The 19486-nt window shown below is 72.0% G+C and carries 19 protein-coding genes and 1 pseudogene; 18 read left to right on the forward strand and 2 right to left on the reverse strand.

The window, feature by feature from the left end; all coding sequences use genetic code 11:
• Both ACE3Q3_RS16560 and ACE3Q3_RS16565 read left to right on the forward strand, forming a co-directional pair.
• Window positions 1-888 (forward strand): M20/M25/M40 family metallo-hydrolase (locus tag ACE3Q3_RS16560; RefSeq protein ID WP_374447952.1); only part of this gene is annotated, 888 nt, incomplete at its 5' end.
• Window positions 889-914: 26 nt separating this feature from the next.
• On the forward strand, window positions 915-1340 hold the full coding sequence (locus ACE3Q3_RS16565) for a DUF1772 domain-containing protein (protein WP_374447953.1): 426 nt from the start codon (window positions 915-917) through the stop codon (window positions 1338-1340).
• Window positions 1341-1347: 7 nt separating this feature from the next.
• Here ACE3Q3_RS16565 and ACE3Q3_RS16570 read toward each other — a convergent pair whose 3' ends face one another.
• Entirely contained in the window at window positions 1348-2118 is a 771-nt protein-coding gene (locus ACE3Q3_RS16570) for an SDR family NAD(P)-dependent oxidoreductase (RefSeq protein WP_374447955.1), read from the reverse strand.
• Window positions 2119-2126: 8 nt separating this feature from the next.
• Window positions 2127-3053: an alpha/beta hydrolase gene (locus ACE3Q3_RS16575; protein ID WP_374447957.1), complete on the reverse strand. Its 927-nt coding sequence runs from the start codon at window positions 3051-3053 to the stop codon at window positions 2127-2129.
• A gap of 148 nt (window positions 3054-3201) precedes the next feature.
• Here ACE3Q3_RS16575 and ACE3Q3_RS16580 point away from each other — a divergent pair, with 148 nt between their 5' ends.
• The 16 genes and pseudogenes from ACE3Q3_RS16580 to ACE3Q3_RS16655 form a co-directional block, all read left to right on the forward strand.
• A complete protein-coding gene (locus ACE3Q3_RS16580; protein WP_374447959.1) occupies window positions 3202-4308 on the forward strand; it encodes an ABC transporter ATP-binding protein in 1107 nt (368 codons plus the stop codon).
• A 44-nt stretch (window positions 4309-4352) separates the two neighbouring features.
• The gene (locus tag ACE3Q3_RS16585; protein ID WP_374447961.1) at window positions 4353-5408 is read left to right on the forward strand and encodes an extracellular solute-binding protein; all 1056 of its coding nucleotides are present in this window, start codon (window positions 4353-4355) and stop codon (window positions 5406-5408) included.
• 41 nt (window positions 5409-5449) lie between these two features.
• Window positions 5450-6283, forward strand: a complete 834-nt coding sequence (locus ACE3Q3_RS16590; RefSeq protein WP_374447963.1) for an ABC transporter permease — start codon at window positions 5450-5452, stop codon at window positions 6281-6283.
• Entirely contained in the window at window positions 6280-7086 is an 807-nt protein-coding gene (locus ACE3Q3_RS16595) for an ABC transporter permease (protein ID WP_374447966.1), read from the forward strand. Before ACE3Q3_RS16590 ends, ACE3Q3_RS16595 begins: the two co-directional genes overlap by 4 nt.
• 104 nt (window positions 7087-7190) lie before the next feature.
• Entirely contained in the window at window positions 7191-7973 is a 783-nt protein-coding gene (locus ACE3Q3_RS16600; protein WP_374447969.1) for an HpcH/HpaI aldolase/citrate lyase family protein, read from the forward strand.
• A 107-nt stretch (window positions 7974-8080) separates the two neighbouring features.
• Window positions 8081-10288 carry an ATP-binding protein gene (locus tag ACE3Q3_RS16605; protein WP_374447971.1) on the forward strand — a complete coding sequence of 736 codons (2208 nt, stop codon included), beginning with the start codon at window positions 8081-8083 and terminating at the stop codon, window positions 10286-10288.
• Window positions 10275-10727: a response regulator gene (locus ACE3Q3_RS16610; RefSeq protein WP_374447973.1), complete on the forward strand. Its 453-nt coding sequence runs from the start codon at window positions 10275-10277 to the stop codon at window positions 10725-10727. Before ACE3Q3_RS16605 ends, ACE3Q3_RS16610 begins: the two co-directional genes overlap by 14 nt.
• A gap of 16 nt (window positions 10728-10743) precedes the next feature.
• Complete coding sequence (locus tag ACE3Q3_RS16615) at window positions 10744-13119, forward strand: response regulator (RefSeq protein WP_374447974.1); 2376 nt, start codon at window positions 10744-10746, stop codon at window positions 13117-13119.
• Between the two features lie 101 nt (window positions 13120-13220).
• Window positions 13221-14018 (forward strand): phosphonate ABC transporter ATP-binding protein, encoded by a 798-nt coding sequence (phnC, locus tag ACE3Q3_RS16620; protein WP_374447975.1) that lies wholly within the window; start codon window positions 13221-13223, stop codon window positions 14016-14018.
• A gap of 35 nt (window positions 14019-14053) precedes the next feature.
• The gene (gene phnD / locus ACE3Q3_RS16625) at window positions 14054-14965 is read left to right on the forward strand and encodes a phosphonate ABC transporter substrate-binding protein (protein WP_374447977.1); all 912 of its coding nucleotides are present in this window, start codon (window positions 14054-14056) and stop codon (window positions 14963-14965) included.
• Window positions 14966-15026: 61 nt separating this feature from the next.
• Window positions 15027-15923 (forward strand): phosphonate ABC transporter, permease protein PhnE, encoded by an 897-nt coding sequence (gene phnE, locus ACE3Q3_RS16630; RefSeq protein ID WP_374447980.1) that lies wholly within the window; start codon window positions 15027-15029, stop codon window positions 15921-15923.
• Window positions 15920-16795, forward strand: a complete 876-nt coding sequence (phnE, locus tag ACE3Q3_RS16635; RefSeq protein WP_374447982.1) for a phosphonate ABC transporter, permease protein PhnE — start codon at window positions 15920-15922, stop codon at window positions 16793-16795. The genes phnE (ACE3Q3_RS16630) and phnE (ACE3Q3_RS16635) overlap by 4 nt, the downstream gene beginning before the upstream one ends.
• Before the next feature lie 117 nt (window positions 16796-16912).
• A complete protein-coding gene (locus tag ACE3Q3_RS16640) occupies window positions 16913-17743 on the forward strand; it encodes a RibD family protein (RefSeq protein ID WP_374447983.1) in 831 nt (276 codons plus the stop codon).
• A 37-nt stretch (window positions 17744-17780) separates the two neighbouring features.
• The gene (locus ACE3Q3_RS16645) at window positions 17781-18725 is read left to right on the forward strand and encodes a zinc-binding alcohol dehydrogenase (RefSeq protein WP_374447986.1); all 945 of its coding nucleotides are present in this window, start codon (window positions 17781-17783) and stop codon (window positions 18723-18725) included.
• A 27-nt stretch (window positions 18726-18752) separates the two neighbouring features.
• Window positions 18753-19166, forward strand: coding sequence for a 6-pyruvoyl tetrahydropterin synthase family protein (locus ACE3Q3_RS16650; RefSeq protein WP_374447985.1), 414 nt, complete (start codon window positions 18753-18755; stop codon window positions 19164-19166).
• Window positions 19163-19486: pseudogene (locus ACE3Q3_RS16655) on the forward strand (glycosyltransferase family 1 protein); the annotation flags it as partial. The gene ACE3Q3_RS16650 and the pseudogene ACE3Q3_RS16655, both read left to right, overlap by 4 nt.

Genomic DNA, 19486 nt, shown 5'->3' on the forward strand with positions numbered 1-19486 from the left:
GTCCATCTCGTCGGCACGCTCGACGGCGCCCTGCCGATGCGCCGCGACGGCGACCGCTTCTACGGGCCGGGCTGCTACGACATGAAGGGCGGCATGTACCTCGCCTGCCACGCCATCCGCCGGGTGGTCGAGCGGGCGGGCGCGCCGGAGCTGCCGGTGACCTTCATGTTCATTCCTGACGAAGAGGTCGGCAGCCCCTCGACCCGGAAGCGGATCGAGGACGAGGCGCGCCGCCACGCCTTCGTCCTGGTGCCGGAGCCGGCCAAGGGCGCCGACGGCCGCCTCGTCACCGGGCGCCATGCCTTCCTGCGCTACAAGCTCAGGACCTACGGCCGGCCGGCCCATGCCGGGTCGGAGAACAACCGGCTCGGGCGCAGCGCCGTCCGCGCCATGGCCAACCTGATCGAGCGCATCGAGGGCTGGTCGGACCGCGACCGCGGCCAGACCTACAGCGTCGGCGTCGTTCGCGGCGGCACCTTCGTCAACGTCATCCCGATCGAGTGCCATGCCGAGGTGCTGTGCGTGGCGCCGAGCGAGGCCGACATGGATCTCGTGCGCGAGCGCATGGCGGGCCTGGCGGGCGAGGAGGACGGCGTCCGCGTCGAGGTCGAGGCGGGCAGCGTGCGGCCGCTCTTCCGGCCCCATCCCGGGACGCTCGACCTCTTCGACCGGGCCCAGACCATCGCCGGCGACCTCGGTTTCGAGCTCAAGCACGGCCAGTTCGGCGGCGGCAGTGACGGCAACTTCACCGGCGCGCTCGGCATTCCGACGCTGGACGGTCTCGGCGTCATGGGCGACGGCGCCCACACCCACGGCGAGCACCTGCTGGTCTCCTCGCTGGGGCCGCGGGCGCGGCTGCTCGCCGGCCTCTTCGAGCGCTTGGCCTGAGTTCGAGGGGGGCCGGGGCGTCGGCAATGACCGCCGCGTCGGCCCTCCTCGTCGCCGCCTCCGCCGGGAGCGGCCTCGTCGCCGGCATCTTCTTCGCCTTCTCGACCTTCGTCCTCGCCGCGCTCGACCGGCTGCCGCCCGAGGATGCGGCGGCCGCGATGCGGGCGATCAACGTGACGGTGCTCAATCCGCTCTTCTTCGCGGCCTTCTTCGGCACGGGCGGGCTGGCGCTGGCGGCGGCGGTCGTCCATTGGCCCGATCCGGCCGTTCTGGGCGCCGCGGTCTGCTATCTCGCCGGCACCATCGGCGTGACGATCGCCGGCAACGTGCCGCTCAACGAGCGGCTGGCGCGGGGCGGCCTCGACTGGCCCGGCTACCGCCGGCCCTGGGGCCGCTGGAACCATGTCCGCGCCGCGGCGGCGCTCGCCGCCGCGGTGCTGTTCCCGCTGTGAGGCGCCGCTATCGCGGCATGTAGTGGACGCTGCCCCAGCCGCCGTCGACCGGGATGACGGCGCCGGCGACGAAGGAGGCGTCGTCGGAGCAGAGGAAGGCGACGACGCCCGCAATCTCCTCCGGCCGGCCGACGCGGCCGATCGGCGTCGTCTCGATCATCGCCTTCTGGTACCAGGCGTCCTCGCGGATGCGGCGGCCGGTCATGCCGGTGTCGATGACGCCGGGCGCCACCGCGTTGACGAGGATGCCGAGCGGCGCGTAGTCGGCGGCCATCTGCCGCGTCAGGTGCATGACCGCGGCCTTGGTCGCGCCGTAGACGGCGCTCCCCGGAAAGCCCGTCAGGCCGAACACCGAGCCCGTGTTGACGATCCGCCCGCCCGGCCGCGGCAGCAGCGTCAGCGCCTCGCGCGTCAGGCGCAGGACGGAGCGCAGGTTGACCGCGAGCATCCGGTCGATCGCCTCGTCGGTGGTCTCGCCGATCGGCCGCGAGCCGCCGATGCCGGCGTTGTTGACCAGGATGTCGAGCCGGCCGAAGCGGTCCCTCGCCATGCCGACGATGGCGGCCGGCGAATCGTCGGCCGCCACGTCGAGCGAGAGATGCAGCAGGTTGGCGAGGCCGGTGGTGGCGATCGCCCGGACGAGCCGCTCGCCGTCGATGTCGACGGCGATGACCCGCGCCCCTTCCTCGGCCAGCCGCACCGCGGTCGCCAGCCCGATGCCGCTGGCGGCGCCGGTGACCACCGCCACCTTGCCGGCGAAACGTGCTCCCTCCGTCATGGCGGCCCTCAGGCGAGGGCGTTGCGGAGCGCGGCCGCGGCGCGCACGAAGGCGGCGCGGCAGACTTCGCTGGCGAAGCGGGCGCGCATCAGCCCGTGGATCGTGCCCGGCACCCGGTCCAGCGTCACCGGCACGCCCGCCGCCTTCAGGCGATGCGCATATTCCTCGCCCTCCTCGTGCAGCGGGTCGTGCTCGGCAGTCTGGACATAGGCGGGGGCGAGGCCGGCAAGATTCTTCGCCTGGTGCGGCGCCGCGATCGGGTCGGTGGTGTCGAGCCGGCCCTGGAGATACTGCTCCCAGTAGAAGCGCATCCCGGCCCGGCTGACGAAGGGGTCCTTCGCGGTCTCGTAGACCGCGCGGTCGGTGTTGGTGTCGAGGCAGGGATAGAGCAGCATCTGCAGGCGCAGGTCGGGCGCCTGGCGGTCGCGCGCCTGGAGGGCGAGGGCGGCCGCGAGGCAGCCGCCGGCGCTGTCGCCGGCGACGGCGACGCGCGAGACGTCGGCGTCGAGCCAGTGGCCGGTGCGCAGCACCCACTGGAAGGCCGACCAGCAATCGTCGGTGGCGGCGGGGTAGGGGCTCTCGGGCGGGCGGCGGTACTGGACGCTGACGACGAGCGCGCCGGTCTCCTCCGCGAGGCCCCAGGTGACCGCGTCATGGCTGTCGATCGAACCGTTCACGAAGCCGCCGCCATGCAGGTAGAGGACGACCGGGGGCTTCTCCACGCCCTTGCGGCGGTAGAGCCGGACCGGGATCTCGTGGCCGGCGAGGCCGATCTGCCAGTTGCGCACTTCCAGCGTGTCCGGCGCCGGGCGCCACCAGACATGGCCGCGGCGGTCGAACGCGTCGCGGCGTTCCTCCAGCGAGCGCGGCGGCTTCGCGGGGCCGCAGACCTCGGCGATGCGGGCGAGATAGGCTTGGGTTCCGGGCTCGAACATGGCGGTGGGCTCGTGGGGGTGGGGCGGGTGAGACGGTCAGGGTCGCACGCTCCGCCCGAGGGCGACAACGCCCTTCTCCCGGGCCTCGCGAATTCGCCGGAAGTGTCTGGCGCCGGAAGCGACATTCGCGTCATAATGAAATTCCGCATTGATCGTTTCAGGCCCGGCCTTGTCCCAGACCGACACGCTGCTTGCCCTCGACCGGGTGGTCAAAACCTTCGGCCGCCACCGTGCCGTCGACGGCGTCTCGCTCGAGGTGCGCCGCGGCGAGTTCCTCACCCTGCTCGGCCCGTCCGGCTGCGGCAAGACGACGATCCTGCGCATGGTGGCGGGCTTCGAGCATCCCGATTCCGGGACCATCGCCATCGAGGGGCGCCCGATCCAGGGCGTGCCGCCCTACCGCCGGCCGATCGGGCTGGTCTTCCAGAACCTGGCGCTGTTCCCGCACCTGACCGTGGGCGAGAACATCGCCTTCGGGCTGCGGGTGCGCCGCCGGCCGCCGGACGAGATCGGCCGCGCCGTCGACGAGGCGCTGGCGCTGGTCGAACTCCAGGGCTATGGCGAGCGCCGCGTCCACGAGCTTTCCGGCGGCCAGCGCCAGCGGGTCGCGCTGGCGCGTGCGCTCGTCATCCGGCCGGCGGTGATGCTGCTCGACGAGCCCTTGGGCGCCCTCGACCTCAAGCTCCGGCGGCAGCTTCAGCTGGAATTGAAGCAGATCCAGCAGCGGACCGGCACGACCTTCATCTTCGTGACGCACGACCAGGAAGAGGCGATCACCATGTCCGACCGCATCGCCGTGATGAACGGCGGGCGGGTGGAGCAGATCGACACCGCCGACCGGGTCTACAACCGCCCGGCGACCGAGTTCGTGGCGACCTTCGTCGGCGATACCAACCTGCTGAGCGGCCGCGTGTCCGGGACCGCCGCCGGGCAGGCGACGATCTCGGTGCCGGCGCTCGGGCGCGACGTGCCGGCGCCGGCCGGCGAGCTCCGCGCCGGGCAGGCCGCGCGGCTGTCGATCCGGCCGGAGAACATCCGCATCGCCGATGCCGCCAGCCCCTGGCGGATGGACGCCGTCGTGCAGGACGTCGTCTATGCCGGCGCGGCGCACCGCTACACGGTCGATGCCGGGGAGATGCGGCTCCTCGTGTCGACCCCGGCCAATCCGGGCACGGCGCCCTTCCTGGCCGGCCAGCGCATCGCGCTCACCTGGGCGGCGGCGGACGTCGCCCTGCTGGCGGCGCCCGGCAACTGATCGCACCGATCGATCGCCAACAAGAACCCGACGAGGAGGTTTCCATGGACCGACGTTCCTTCATCGCATTGCCGTTCGCGGCCGCACTCGCCGCGTCGCTCGCGGCCGGCCCGGCGCTGGCCCAGGGCAAGGGCGAGATCGTCATGGGCGCCTGGGGTGGCGGCACCAGCGCCACCTGGCGCGCCGGCGTCGCCGAACCCTTCACCAAGGCGACCGGCATCCCGGTCAAGATCAACGAGTGGCCGGACCCCGAGCCGCAGATCCGCGCCCAGCGCGCCAATCCGCAATACAACATGGCGGTGGCGACCTACTTCAACGCCGCCAACCTGCATCGCGACGGCCTGCTCGAGACCTTCGACGAGGCCGAGTTCCCGGACATGAAGCATGTGCCGGAGCGCTACAAGATGAAGGCCGCCGACGGCCGCCTCATCGGCATCCCGGCCTACTTCCAGTACTACGGCATCGCGGTGAACACCGACCTCGCCAAGGTGTCGGACTTCCAGTCCTGGAAGGACCTCGCCGACCCGAAGTGGAAGGGCAAGCTGTCGGTGACGCGGCCGATCTACGCGTCGACCTACGACCTCGTCCTGTTCGCGAAGATCAATGGCGGCGACGAGAAGAACATCGAGCCGGGCCTGCCGCTGCTGAAGGCGCTCGGGGCCAACGCCCTCAACGTCTACAACTCGATGGCCCATCTCAACACGCTGCTGACCCGCGGCGAGGTGGCGGCGGCGCCCTACTACGTCACCCGCGTCTGGGGCATGAAGCAGGCCGGCGTGAAGAACGTCGAGTTCGTGCTGCCCAAGGAAGGCAGCCTCGCCATTCCCTACATCCTGGTCGTGCCCAAGGGCGCCAAGCATCCCGAGGCCTACAAGGCGTTCCTGAAGTCGTCGCTGGAGACGACCCAGCAGGCCAAGATGCTGGACCTCTCGGGCTACATCCCGCTCAACACGACGACGCCGATCTCGGCCCAGCACGAGGCGAATTTCGGCATGAAGCTGCCGGCGCTGCTGGAGCGCCTCTACCAGCCCGACTGGGACGTCATCGCGCAGACCCACAAGGAGCGGGTCGCGATGGTCGAGCAGCTCCTGTCGCGCTGACGGGCCGGACGGACGCGGGCGACGGCGGGGGATAGCGGCCGATGCGGATCGCACGATGGGCATGGCTGCTGCTGCTGCCGCTGCTGGCCGTGCTGGGGCTCTTCCTGTTCGGGTTGGGCGACCTCGTCTGGTCGTCCTTCGCCGGGCCGGACGGGCCCGGCCTCGACCTCTACCGCCAGTTCTTCGCCCGCGCCGACTACATCGACGTGCTGCTGCGCACCCTGTGGGTGGCGGCGCTGACGACCGTGGTCAGCCTCTTCATCAGCTATCCGGTCGCCTATTTCGTCGCCCGCTACCAGGGCCGGCGGGACTGGCTCCTGGTGCTGATCCTGCTGCCCTGGCTCGTCAGCGTCGTCGTCCGCACCTTCGGCTGGATCGTCATCCTCGGCAACCGCGGCCTGCTCAACGGCTTCCTCGCCTGGCTCGGCGTGATCGACGGTCCGGTGCGGCTGATCTTCAACACCACGGGCGTCGTCATCGGCCTCGTCCACGTCTTCTGCCCGTTCATGATCCTGGCCATCCTCGCCGTCTTCCTGCAGCTCGAACGGGCGCTGGAGGAGGCGAGCATGAGCCTGGGGGCCGGCCCGCTCGAGACCTTCTGGCGGGTGGTGCTGCCGCTGTCGCTGCCGGGCGTCATCTCCGGCGTCATGCTGGTCTACCTGATGTCGACCGGGGCCATCATCACGCCGCTGCTGCTGGGTGGCCTGCGCGACCGGATGCTCGGCACCCAGATCTACCAGGAGATGTTCCAGCTCTTCGACTTCCCGAAGGCAGCGACGCTCGCCGTCATCCTGACCGTCACCGCCTTCGTCGTGGTGCTGCCGCTCCAGTGGCTGGAGCGGCGCGTCTCGCGCAACCTCAAGGGCGCCGCATGAGCGCCTGGATCTTCGCCCACCGCACGGTCGTCGCCGCCGTCCTGCTGTTCCTGCCGGCGCCGATCGTCATCGTCGTGCTCTCGTCCTTCACGAAGACCGGCTATATCGGCTTCCCGCCGGGCGAGATGTCGCTGCGCTGGTACGCCGAGTTCCTCGGCAGCGCCGACTGGCTGGCGACCCTCGGTGTCAGCGCCGGCCTGGCGGCGTTGGCCGCCGTCCTGTCGACGATCGTCACCTTCCTCGGCGCCCTCGCCGTCACCCGCCGGCGGCTGCCGATGGGGCAGGGGCTGGAGACGCTGGTGCTGCTGCCGCTGATCTTCCCGCACGCGGCGCTCGGCGTCATCATGCTGGGGCTGGTCGGCATCTTCGGTTGGACCGGCGAGTTCCTCGGCCTGCTGCTCGGCCACTTCATCCTGACCATCCCCTATGCCTGGCGCCCGATCGTGGCGGCGATGCGCAAGCACGACCTCGCGGTCGAGGAGGCGGCGATGTCGCTCGGCGCGCCGCCCTTCTACACCTTCCGCAAGGTGACGCTGCCGCTGCTGCGGCCGGGGCTGGCGACGGCGCTGCTCTTCACCTTCATCATTTCCTTCGACGAGGTCACGGTCAGCCTGTTCCTGGTCGGGCCGGACCTCTCGACCCTGCCGGTCAAGATCTTCTCGACCATCCAGGACAGCGGCAGCCCGGTGATCGCGGCGATCTCGGCGGTGCTCATCGGCTTCACCATCCTGGTGGTCTTCCTGCTCGACCGCGTGGTCGGCCTGGAACTGTTCGTCGCGGCGGAGCAGCGCCGGAAGGCGTAGCCCGGTCGCGCCGGTCTTGGTCGCCCCGGCCGGGCGATCTATACCGGGGGGCACTCGGAACCTGCTCCCCTTGCCCGTCCGAGACGTCAGGAGGAACCCCGCCCATGGTCGAAATCGTCAACTCGGCGCGCCGGCGCCTGGAGGCCGGCAAGGTCGCGGCCGGCATCGGCCTGCGCCAGGCGCGCACCGTCGACATCGCCGCCGCCATGAAGACGGCCGGCTTCGACTGGCTCTTCATCGACCTCGAGCACAACTCGATGACGCTCGACATGGCGGTGCAGATCTCGGTCGCCGCCAACGGCGTCGGCATCGCGCCGATCGTCCGCGTGCCCTACGGCCAGTACGACATGGCGACGCGCGCCCTCGACGGCGGCGCCATGGGCATCGTCATCCCGCATGTCGACACCGCCGAGGAGGCGAGGACGGTCGCCGACCGGCTGCGCTACCCGCCCCAGGGGCACCGCTCGGTCGCCGGCGCCATGCCGCAGCTCGGCTTCCGCACCCTGCCCGGCGGCGAGGCGGCCGCCCTCTTCAACCAGGCGCTGCTCGTCGTCGTCATGCTGGAGACGCCGACGGCGATCGCCAATGCCGACGCCATCGCCGCGGTGCCCGGCATCGACGTGCTGCTGATCGGCACCAGCGACCTCACCATGGAGATGGGGGTCCCGGGCCAGCTCCAGCACCCGGACGTCGTCGCCGCCTACGAGACCGTGATCGCCGCCTGCCGGAAGCACGGCAAGTGGGCCGGCATGGGCGGCGTCTATGTCGAGGAGCCGATGCGGCGCTATATCGGCATGGGCGCGCGCATGGTGCTGGCCGGCAACGACCTGGCGCTGCTGATGACGGCCGCGACGCAGCGCGCGCAGTTCGTCGACGGGCTCGTCTAGGGCGGGCCGGCCGCCGGGTCCGGGCGGGGGAACCATTTCCTCCGCCGGACGGTTCCACGCTCCGTGGCCGGGTGTCGGCCCGACCGCCTGCCGCGGAGACCGGAGCGATGACGAACACGGGGTACGGTGACGACCGGCCGGCGGGCGGCGGCGATCTCGACCTCTGCGCGCAGGAGCCGATCCGGATCCCCGGAAGCATTCAGCCGCACGGCGCCGTGCTCGTCGTCGATCCGGAGAGCGGCCGGCTGCTCCAGGCGAGCGCCAACGCCGGAACCTTCCTCGGCGGCGATGCCACGGCGTGGGCGGCCCGGCTGGGCGCGACGGAGGGCCTGCGTGCCCTCGACGGGCACCGGACGGTCGCCGCCGGGCAACGCACGCTGCAACTGGCTGCCCACCGCACGCACCAGGGCCTGATCCTCGAGCTGGAGGAGGGTGAGGCCGGTCGGGACGCACTCTATCCCGAGCTCCGGCGTTTCCTCGACCGGCTGGAACCGCTCGATTCGATTGCGGCCATCATGGCCGCGACGGTGCGGGAAGTCCGGATGCTGACCGGATTCGATCGCGTCCTCGCCTACCGCTTCGATGCCGACGGCCACGGTACGGTGCTGGCGGAGGACGGCAGCGGCGTGCTTCCGTCCTGTCTCGACCTGCGATTTCCGGCCTCCGACATTCCGGCGCAGGCGCGCGCGCTCTACCGCGTCCACCGCCTGCGGATCATCCCCGATGCCGACTATCTCCCGGTTCCGATCGAGCCGGTCCGGAGCCCGGTCGACGGCGAGCCGCTCGACCTCGGCGGCTGCGCCCTGCGCAGCGTCTCGCCCGTCCATCTCGAGTACATGCGCAACATGGGAACGCGCGCCTCGATGTCGGTGTCGCTGGTGGTCGACGGCCGGCTCTGGGGGCTCGTCTCCTGCCACCATGCCGGGCCGCGGCGAGTCGATCCGCGGGTGCGTGCCGCGGCCGAGTTCGTGGGACGCATCGTCTCGCAGCAGATCGGCGCACTCGAGCGGACCGCCCGGTCGACGCGCCGGATCGAACTGAAGCGGGTCGAGAGCGCGCTGCTGGTCCCGCTCGCCCGCGTCCGGACCCTCGCCGACGGACTGATCGCCCATCCCGAAGCCTGGATGGCGCTGACCGGGGCGGAGGGCGCGGCCATCCTGAGCGACGGCGTCGTCGCTTCGGTGGGAACGGTGCCGCCGCACGAGGCGATCCGCGCGCTGGCGACCTGGCTGCGCGCCGCCGGCCGCCGCGATCCCGTCTTCGCCACTGCCTGCCTGGCGGCCGAGATGCCCGGCGCGGACGCCTTCGCCGCGACCGGCAGCGGCGTCATCTCGGTCGCCATCTCGGGCATCCACGACGATGCGATCTTCTGGTTCCGGCCCGAGGTGGTGCGCACGGTCCGGTGGGCCGGCGATCGCCGCAAGGCCGAGCCGGGACGCGACGGGCGGATCCATCCCCGCCGTTCGTTCGCCCTTTGGAAGGAGCAGGTGCGCGGCTGTGCCGTGCCCTGGTCGGAGGCCGAGATCGACAGCGCCCGCGACTTCCGCACCGCCATCGTCGACGTCGTGCTGCGCCGGGCGGAGGAGCGCGCGATCTTCACCGAGGAACTGGAGCGCAGCAACCGGGAGCTGGAATCCTTCTCCTACTCGGTTTCCCACGACCTCAGGGCGCCGTTCCGCCACATCGCCGGATACGCCGAACTGCTGCGGCAGCGGGCGACCGGGCTCGACGAGACGTCCCGCCACTACCTCGCCACCATCGTCGACGCGGCCCTGGCCGCCGGCCGGCTCGTCGACGATCTGCTGCGCTTCTCGCATCTCGGTCGGACGAGCCTCGCCATGGGCTGGATCGACATGGACAAGCTGGTGGCGGAGGTGCGCCGGGCGGTCGATCGCGAGCATCCGGGCCGCACCATCGAGTGGCGCATCGCGCCGCTGCCCGTCGCCTGGGGGGACGCCGGCCTGATCCGCCAGGTGCTGCTCAACCTGATGGAGAACGCCGCCAAGTACACCCGCGGCCGCGAGCCGGCCGTCATCGCGATCGACGGCCGCGCCGGACCGACGGAGACGGAGTATCGTGTATCGGACAATGGGGTCGGCTTCGACATGGCCTATGTCGGCAAGCTCTTCGGCGTCTTCCAGCGACTGCACCGGGCCGAGGAGTTCGAGGGCACGGGCATCGGCCTCGCGCTCGCCAAGCGCATCGTCGATCGCCATGGCGGCGCGATCGCGGCGGAAGGAACATTGGGCCGGGGTGCGGCGTTCCGCTTTGCGCTTCCGAGACACGGAAAGGAGGGTGTGCTTGGCGGACCTTAGACCCATCCTCTTGGTCGAAGACAATCCGCGCGACCTGGAACTGACACTTGCGGCGCTCGGCAAGTGCAATCTCGCCAACGAGGTCGTCGTCACGCGGGACGGCGCGGAGGCGCTCGATTATCTGCACCGCCGGAACGGCTTCGCCGCGCGCGAGCCGGGCGATCCCGCGGTGGTTCTGCTCGACCTCAAGCTGCCGAAGATCGACGGGCTGGAGGTCCTGGAGCAGGTGAAGCAGGATCCCGACCGGCGGCAGATTCCCGTGGTGATGCTGACCTCCTCGCGCGAGGAGCGGGATCTCGTCCGCAGCTACGAACTCGGCGTCAACGCCTTCGTCGTCAAGCCGGTCGATTTCGGGGAGTTCCACGCGGCGATCCAGGATCTCGGCATGTTCTGGGCGATCCTGAACGAGCCGCCGCCGCTGCCGCGCCGCGCCGGCTGAGCGCCCGGCCGCCCGCATGGACGTCACCATCCTGCTGCTCGAGGACAGCCAGATCGACGCCGAACTGGCGCGCAGCTACCTCGCGGCCGGCGGCGCCGGCGACCATCGGGTCATCCATGTCGCGGACCGGGCCGGCTACGAGGCGGCGCTCGATGCGGGCGGCATCGACATCATCCTGGCGGACTATCTGCTGCCCGGGTTCGACGGGCTGCAGGCGCTGGCGATGGCGCGCCGCCGGGCGCCGGACGTGCCGTTCCTCTTCGTCTCGGGCGTGGTCGGCGAGGAGTTCGCGACCGACGCCCTGAAGCAGGGCGCCACCGACTACGTGATGAAGCGCAACCTCGTGCGGCTGCCGGCCGCCGTCGAGCGTGCGCTGGCCGAGGCGCGCGACCGCAGCGAGCGTCGCCGCGCCGAGCAGGCGCTGCGCGCGAGCGAGGTCGGCCTGCGCCTTGCGGTGGACGCCGCGCGGCTCGGGCTCTGGGACCTCGATCCGGCCACCGGGCGCGTGGCGTGCGATCGCCGCTGCCGCACGCTCTTCGGCATTCTCGGGGATGCCGAGATCGATCTCGAGACCCTCGTCGCCGGCTGCCACCCCGGCGATCGCGACGCGTTCCGCACCGCTGTCCTGGCGGCGACCGACCCGGCCGGGTCCGGCGAGGTGGTCGAGGAGCATCGCACGGCGCGTCCCGTCGGCGCCGAGCGCTGGGTATCGACGCACGGCCGCGCCTTCTTCGAGGGCGGTCGGTGCACGCGCGTCATCGGCGTCGTCCGCGACGTCACCGAGCGCAAGCGGACCGAGGCCGGACTGCGGCGCCTCAACGAGGCGCTGGAGGAGCGGGTCGCCGAGCGCACCCGCGAGCGCGACCAGGCGTGGCGGCTGTCGCGCGACCTGATGGTGGTGAAGCGGCTCGACACGACGCCGGTCGCCCTCAATCCCGCCTGGCAGGAACTGCTGGGCTGGCGTGAGGACGAACTGATGGCCGGACGGCTTGCCGACCTCGTCCATCCCGAGGACCGTTCGGTCGCCGAGGCCCTGGCGGCGATCTCGGACCATGGCGTCGTCGAGCGGTTCGAGAACCGCTATCGCCGACGCGACGGCGCCTATCGCTGGATCGCCTGGACGGCGGCCCGCGACGACGACCTCGTCTACGCGATCGGGCGCGACGTCACCGAGGAGAAGCAGGCGACGGCCGAACTCGCGTCGGCCCATCGCCAGCTGCTCGCCCAGATCGAGGAGCGCGAGCGGATCGAGGCGACGCTGCGCCAGATGCAGCGGCTGGAGGCGGTCGGCCAGCTCACCTCCGGGGTGGCGCACGACTTCAACAACCTGCTGACGATCATCCTCGGCAATATCGGCTTCATCGAACGCGCGGCCGTCCGCGGCGCCCCGGCGGAGCAGATCCAGCGCCGGCTCGGCCATATGCGCCAGGCGGCCGAGCGCGGCGCCAAGCTGACGAGCCAGCTGCTCTCCTTCTCGCGCCGGCAGCGCCTGGAGCCGAAGCCGACCGACCTCAACGAGACGGTCGAGAGCATGCGCGACCTCCTGCAGAGCACGCTCGGCGGCAGCGTCCAGCTCCGCCGCGAGCTGGCGCCCGACCTGTGGCCGGCGCTGGTCGACCCGACCCAGATCGAGCTCATCATCCTCAACCTCGCGATCAATGCGCGCGATGCGATGCGGGTCGGCGGGCGCCTGACGATCGCCACCGCCAACATCGTCCTCGACGGCCCGTCCCGGCGGCCGGAGGAGCCGGGCCCCGGCGAGTACGTCGTGCTGTCCGTCGCCGACACCGGCACCGGCATGACGCCCGACGTGCTGGCCAAGGCGTTCGAGCCGTTCTTCACCACCAAGAAGGTGGGGGAGGGGTCGGGGCTCGGACTGGCGCAGGTCTACGGCTTCGCCAAGCAGTCGGGCGGCGGCGTCGGGATCGACACGGTGCCGGACGAGGGCACGACGGTGCGCGTCTACCTGCCGCGGGCGGCGGCCGCTGCCGTCCGCCCCGCCGACCACGACCGCGGCGCCACCGCCGACGGCTCGGCCGGCGGGCGGACGATCCTGGTGGTCGACGACGATGCCGACGTCCGCGAGGTCACGGCCTCGCGCCTGCGCGAGCTCGGCTACCGGGTGCTCGAGGCCGGCAGCGGCGGCAGCGCGCTCGACATCCTGGCCGCCGCCCCGCCGCCGGACCTGCTGCTGCTCGACTACGCGATGCCCGGCATGAACGGGGCCGAGGTCGCGCGGGAGGTGCGGCAGCGCCGCCCCGGCCTGCCGATCATGTTCGTCACCGGCTTCGCCGACCTCGGCGCGCTCGCCGAGATCGGCGAGGAGCGGATCGTCTCCAAGCCCTACACGGACGCCGAACTGGCCGCCAAGGTGCGCCGCGCGCTGGCCTGATCCGGCCGTCGGGCGGCCGCGCGATCCGTCACCGGAGCGTCATTCGGGTGTCATCGGACCCTGGCAGCTTGCGCCCGTCGAAAACCCGGGTGCGGTGCAACATGCTCGAGCTGCAGGGAGTGGGGTGCCGGTTCGGCAGCTACTGGGCGGTGACGGGGGCGTCGCTCCAGGTGCCGGACGGACAGTTCGTCGGCGTCATCGGGCGCTCGGGCGCCGGCAAGTCGACGCTTCTGCGCATGATCAACCGCCTGGTCGACCCCACCGCCGGCCGCATCGTCCATGACGGCCGCGACGTCTCGGGGCTCCGCGGCGCCGACCTGCGCCGGTGGCGGCAGACCTGCGCCATGGTCTTCCAGCAGTTCAACCTCGTCGGCCGTCTCGACGTGCTGACCAACGTCCTGATGGGCCGGCTGAACCACGTCCCGATGCATCGCGGCCTCCTCCGCCTGTGGTCGGACGAGGACCGGGCGATCGCGCTGTCGGCGCTGGAGCAGTTCGACATCGCCGCCGTCGCGGCCCAGCGCGCCGACAGCCTGTCCGGGGGCCAGCAGCAGCGCGTCGCCATCGCCCGTGCCCTGGTCCAGGAGCCGCGCATCCTGCTCGCCGACGAGCCGGTCGCCTCGCTCGACCCGCGCAACACCCGGGTCGTCATGGACGCCATCCAGCGCATCAACCGCCACTACGGCATCACCGTGCTGGTCAACCTGCATTCCCTCGACCTCGCCCGCGGCTATTGCGACCGGCTGATCGGCATCGCCGCCGGCCGGGTGGTGTTCGACGACGTGCCGGCCGCCCTGACGACGGCCGTGGCGCGCGAGCTCTACGGGCTGGAGGCGGCCGACGTGCTCGACGGCGAGCCGGCGGGCGCGCCGAACGGCCTCGTCCCGGCCACCGCCTGATCCCCCTTCCTCACCGTCCCACCAGGAGATTTCCCATGCTGAGGCGCACCGTCCTGACCGGCCTCGCCGCCGCCCTGGCGCTGGCCGCCACCGCCGCCCAGGCGCAGACCTGGAAGGCGAAGTATCCGGAGCTGGTCGTCGCCGCCGTGCCGGACGAGAACGCGTCGGGCATGACCGAGCGCTTCTCGAAGTTCACCGAGTACCTGTCGCGCGAGCTCGGCGTGAAGGTGACGCTGCGCATCGCCAACGACTACGCCGCGGTGATCGAGGGCCAGAAGGCGGGCAACATCCACGTCGCCCAGTACGGCCCGGCCTCCTATGCCCGCGCCTACGCCACCGGCGCCAAGGTCGAGCCGTTCGCCATGCAGGTGAACGCCGACGGCTCGACGGGCTACTTCTCGGTCTTCTACGTGAAGAAGGACAGCCCGTACCGGTCGATCCAGGATCTCAAGGGGCGGAATCTCGGCCTCGTCGACCCGAACTCGACGTCGGGCAACAACGTCCCGCGCTTCGCCCTCGACAAGATGAAGATCGACCCCGACTCCTACTTCGGGCGGGTCGTCTACACGGGCAGCCACGAGAACGCGATCATCGCGCTGCAGCAGGGCACGGTCGACGTCGCCGCCAACTGGTGGAACGACGAGCGGGAATCCAACCTGATGCGCATGCAGCGCAAGTCGATGGCGAAGTACGACGACTTCCGCATCGTCTTCAAGTCGGACCAGATCGTGAATTCGCCGGTCGCCTATCTCTCGGCGCTGCCGGAGGACCTGAAGGCGGCGATCCGCGACGCCTACTTCTCGGTCGAGAAGAAGGACCCGGACGCGTTCCGCAAGCTGACCGACGGCCAGCAGCAGATCTGGAAGCCGACCTCGCACAAGGACTATGTGCCGGTCGTCGAGCTCATCCAGTTCGTCGACTCCCTGCGCAAGCGCCGGGCGAGCTGACGATCGCGACGGCCGGCGGCGTCTCCCTTCGCGCCGCCGGCCGTCCCGACCCCGCATTGCCATGAACCGCACCGTCCCGCGCCTGCCCGACCAGTCGCTGGCACCGCTCGCGCGCACCTACGCCGAGGCGGTCTCCGGCCGCCGCCGCCAGACCCTGCTCGGCGGCGTCATCCTGGCGCTCGCGGTCCTCGTCGCCGCGCTGACCGCCGAGGTCGATCCGGCCCGGCTGGTCGCCAACATCGACCGCCTGCCGAGCTACGTGGCGCGGCTCTTCGTCTTCGATTCCGGGCCGGAGAGCGGACGCTCGGTCCTCTCCGACCCGGCCGAATGGTACTGGGGACTCGGCCGCTGGTCGCGGCTCCTCGCCGAGACGCTGCTGATCGCCTATCTCGGGACGGCGCTGGGGGCCGCCGGCGGTTTCCTCCTCTGCTTCCTGGCCGCCCGCAACACCGGCCGCTGGCCGGTGGCGCGCTTCCTCGCGAAGCGCTTCCTCGAATTCTGCCGGACGGTGCCGGAGATCGTCTTCGCCCTCGTCTTCGTCGTCGCCTTCGGCCTCGGCCCGCTGCCGGGCGTGATCGCGATCGCGATCCACACGATGGGCGCCCTCGGCAAGCTCTTCGCCGAGGTGGTGGAGAATGCCGACATGGGGCCCGTCGAGGGCACGGCCGCGACCGGCGCCGGCTGGATCGCCACCATGCGCTTCGCCGTCCTGCCGCAGGTGCTGTCGAACTTCGCCAGCTATGCGCTGCTGCGCTTCGAGATCAACGTGCGCGGCGCCGCCGTCATGGGCTTCGTCGGCGCCGGCGGCATCGGCCAGGACCTGATCGAGGCCATCCGCAAGTTCTACTATGCCGACGTCTCGGCGATCCTGCTGCTGATCGTCGTCGCCGTCGTCGTCATCGACATGGCGACCGAGCGCCTGCGGCATGCGCTGATCGGGCTGGAGCGACGGTCGTGAACGCACCGCCGGCGATCCGGGCGGAGGCCGCCGGCCGCATGGCCGAACTGCGCCGGCGGCACCCGGCCGTGTTCGCGGTGCCGCCCGGCCGCCGCGTCGCCGTCGCGGCGCTGGTCGCGGCGCCACTGCTGCTGATCGCCTTCGGCCTGTGGTGGGTCGGTGCCTCGCCCGCCCGCCTGTGGCACGGGCTCGGCCAGCTCGGCACCTTCGTCGCGCTGATGCTGCCGCCCGATTTCGGGTCGGTCGCCCGCCTCCAGCTCTATCTCCATGCCCTGGCCGAGACGGTGGCGATCGCGTTCCTGGGCACGTTCACGGCCGCGATCCTGGCCTTCCCGCTGGGCTTCGTCGCCGCGCGCACGGTGGTCGGCCAGCGCCTCGTGCATTTCCTGGCGCGGCGCTTCCTCGACACGATCCGCGGCGTCGACACGCTGATCTGGGCGCTGATCTGGATCAACGTCGTCGGCCTCGGGCCGTTCGCCGGGGTGCTGGCGATCATGTCGTCGGACATCGGCTCGTTCGGCAAGCTCTTCTCGGAGGCGATCGAGGCGACCGAACGCAAGGCGGGGGAGGGGGTCGTCGCGTCGGGCGGCGGCGAGTTGCACCGCATCCGCTTCGGCATCCTGCCGCAGGTGCTGCCGGTGATGCTGAGCCAGGTGCTCTACTACTTCGAGTCCAACACCCGGTCGGCCACCATCATCGGCATCGTCGGGGCAGGCGGCATCGGCCTGCACCTGGCCGAGCAGATCCGGACCCTCGAGTGGCCGACCGTGTCCTTCCTCGTCCTCATCATCCTGGCCGCCGTCGCCGCCATCGACGCCGTCTCGACGGCGCTGCGGAACCGGATCGTCGGCGGACGGGTGGCGCCCACCTGAGAGGCCCGCCCGATCGGGCAGGCCGGACTGGCATCTGCCCCGGCGCGGCCTAGTTTGCTAAGCTCCCCGTCCGGCGGGCCGTTCCCGCGCCCGCACTCCGAGGAGCCCCGACCCTCCTTGCCGACCGTCGCCCCCGACCCCACCGCGGAGACCCGCGCGCGCATCGACGGCGACGGCGCATGGGCACGCCTGTGCCGGCACGCGGCCGACGCCCCGGCCCCGGACCCGCTGTTCGACCGTCACGATGCCGATCGCGAGGCGGCCGAGATGCTCGACCTCTACGGACCGTTCCTCGCCGATGCGGGGCCGCGGCCGCTCGTCTTCGCCCATCTCGGGCAGAGCCTCGACGGGCGCATCGCCACCGATGCCGGCGAATCGACCTACATCACCTGTGCCGCCAACCTCGACCATCTCCACCGCATGCGGGCGCTCGCCTGCGCCGTCGTCGTCGGCGCCGGAACGGTGCGGCACGACGATCCCCGGCTGACGGTGCGGCGGGTGCCGGGCCGGCACCCGATGCGGGTGGTGATCGACACCGAGCGCCGGCTCGACGAGCGCTACCGGCTGTTCCGCGACGGCGAGACCGAGACCGTGCTGCTCTGCGCCGAGGACCGGCAGGACGGCGAGCGCATCGGCGACGCCCGCATCCTCGGCGTGCCGCGGCGCGGCGAGACCATCGACTATGCCGCCGTGGTGGCGGTGCTGGCCGGGCTCGGCTGCCGCCGCGTCTTCGTCGAAGGCGGTGGCGTCACCGTCTCGCGCTTTCTCGCCGAGGGTTGCCTCGACCGGCTGCAGATCGCCGTCGCGCCGATGATCCTGGGCTCGGGCCGGCCCGCGCTCTCCCTGGCGCCGCTGACGAATCTTTCCGAGGCGCTACGTCCGCCGACGCGCATCTTCCGTATGGGGGACGATGTGCTGTTCGACTGCGATGTCCGCCGGTCCGGCTGAGCCGCCGGCCGCGTCCGCGGCCCGCGCCTTGTGGACCGTGGGCACCGGCCGGGGCGAGCTCCGGACCGGCCCGCTGGCGCTGCCCGGGCCGGACGAGGTCCGCGTGGCGACGCTGTGGAGCGGCATCTCGCGCGGCACCGAGACGCTCGTCTTCCGCGGCCGGGTGCCGGAGAGCGAGTGGCCGCGGATGCGCTGTCCGTTCCAGGCGGGCGAGTTTCCCCATCCCGTGAAGTACGGCTATGCCGCGGTCGGCCGGGTCGAGGCGGGGCCGCCCGACCTTCTCGGGCGCACGGTCTTCTGCCTCCACCCGCACCAGGACCGGTTCGTGGTCCCGGCCGACGCCGTGCTGCCGCTGCCGGACGGTCTGCCGCCGCGCCGCGCCGTGCTCGCCGCCAACATGGAGACGGCGGTGAACGCGCTCTGGGACTCGCCGGTGCTGCCGGGCCAGCGGGTCGCGGTGGTCGGTGCCGGCGTGGTCGGCCTCTTGGTCGCGCGCCTCGCGGCGGCGGTGCCGGGCTCGGTGGTGACGCTGGTCGATCGCGATCCCGGCAAGGCGGCGGTGGCGGCCGCGCTCGGCGCCGGCTTCGCCGATGTCGGCGGCGCACCCCGCGGCTGCGACGCCGTGTTCGAGGCGACGGGCGCGCCGGACGGGCTGGTGACGGCCCTCGATCTCGCCGGCGACGAGGCCGTGGTGACCGTGCTCAGCTGGTTCGGGTCGAGCCCCGTCGCGCTGCCGCTGGGCGGCGCCTTCCATGCCCGGCGCCTGACCCTGCGCTCGTCGCAGGTGGGGCAGGTGGCGCCCGCCCAGCGCCGCCGCTGGAGCCACCGCCGCCGCCTCGCACTCGCCCTCGAACTGCTGCGCGACCCCGCCCTGGACGCCCTCGTCACCGGCGAGAGCGACTTCGCCGACCTGCCGCGGACGATGGAGCGGCTGTCCGGTCCGCCCGACGGCACGCTCTGCCACGCCGTCCGCTACCCCTGAGCCATCGGAGAGAAGGCCCGCCGTCCCATGTATGCCGTCACCGTCTCGGACCATTTCATGATCGCCCACAGCTTCCGCGGCACGCTCTTCGGGCCGGCGCAGGCGCTGCACGGCGCCACCTACGCGGTCGAGGCCGAGTTGCGCCGGCCGGCGCTCGACGCCAACGGCGTCGTCTGCGACATCGGCCGGGCGATGACCGCGCTCCGCGAGGTGCTGGCCGCCTTCGACTACCGCAACCTCGATGCCGAGCCCGACTTCGCCGGCATCAACACGACGACCGAGTTCCTGGCGGCCGAGATCCATCGCCGCCTCGCCGCCCGGGCCGCGGCCGGCGATCTCGGCCCCGACACCGCCGGCCGCCTCGTCGCGCTCAAGGTCACGCTCCGCGAATCGCCCCGGGCCTGGGCCAGCTTCGAGGGGCCGATCGCCGCCGCCGCGTGACCCACCTCGACCTGGCGCTGCCGGGCCGGCTCGACCGGCGGACCGGCGGCACCATCTACGACCGCCGCATCGTCGCCGGCCTCCGGGCGCTGGGCTGGGACGTCGTGGTCCACGAGATGGCGGGCGCCTATCCCTTCGCCGATCCGGCCGCCCGCGCCGCCGCCGCCGCGGTGCGGGCCAAGGCGCGCCGGCCGCTCGTCGTCGACGGGCTGGCCCTGCCGGCCTTCGGGCTCGACCGCGGCGAACCGGCCGACGGCATCCTCGCCCTCGTCCACCATCCGCTGGCCGAGGAGACCGGGCTGGCGCCGGCGGCGGCGGCG

Source organism: Allostella sp., from assembly GCF_041913585.1.
Taxonomy (GTDB): Bacteria; Pseudomonadota; Alphaproteobacteria; order ATCC43930; family Allostellaceae; genus Allostella.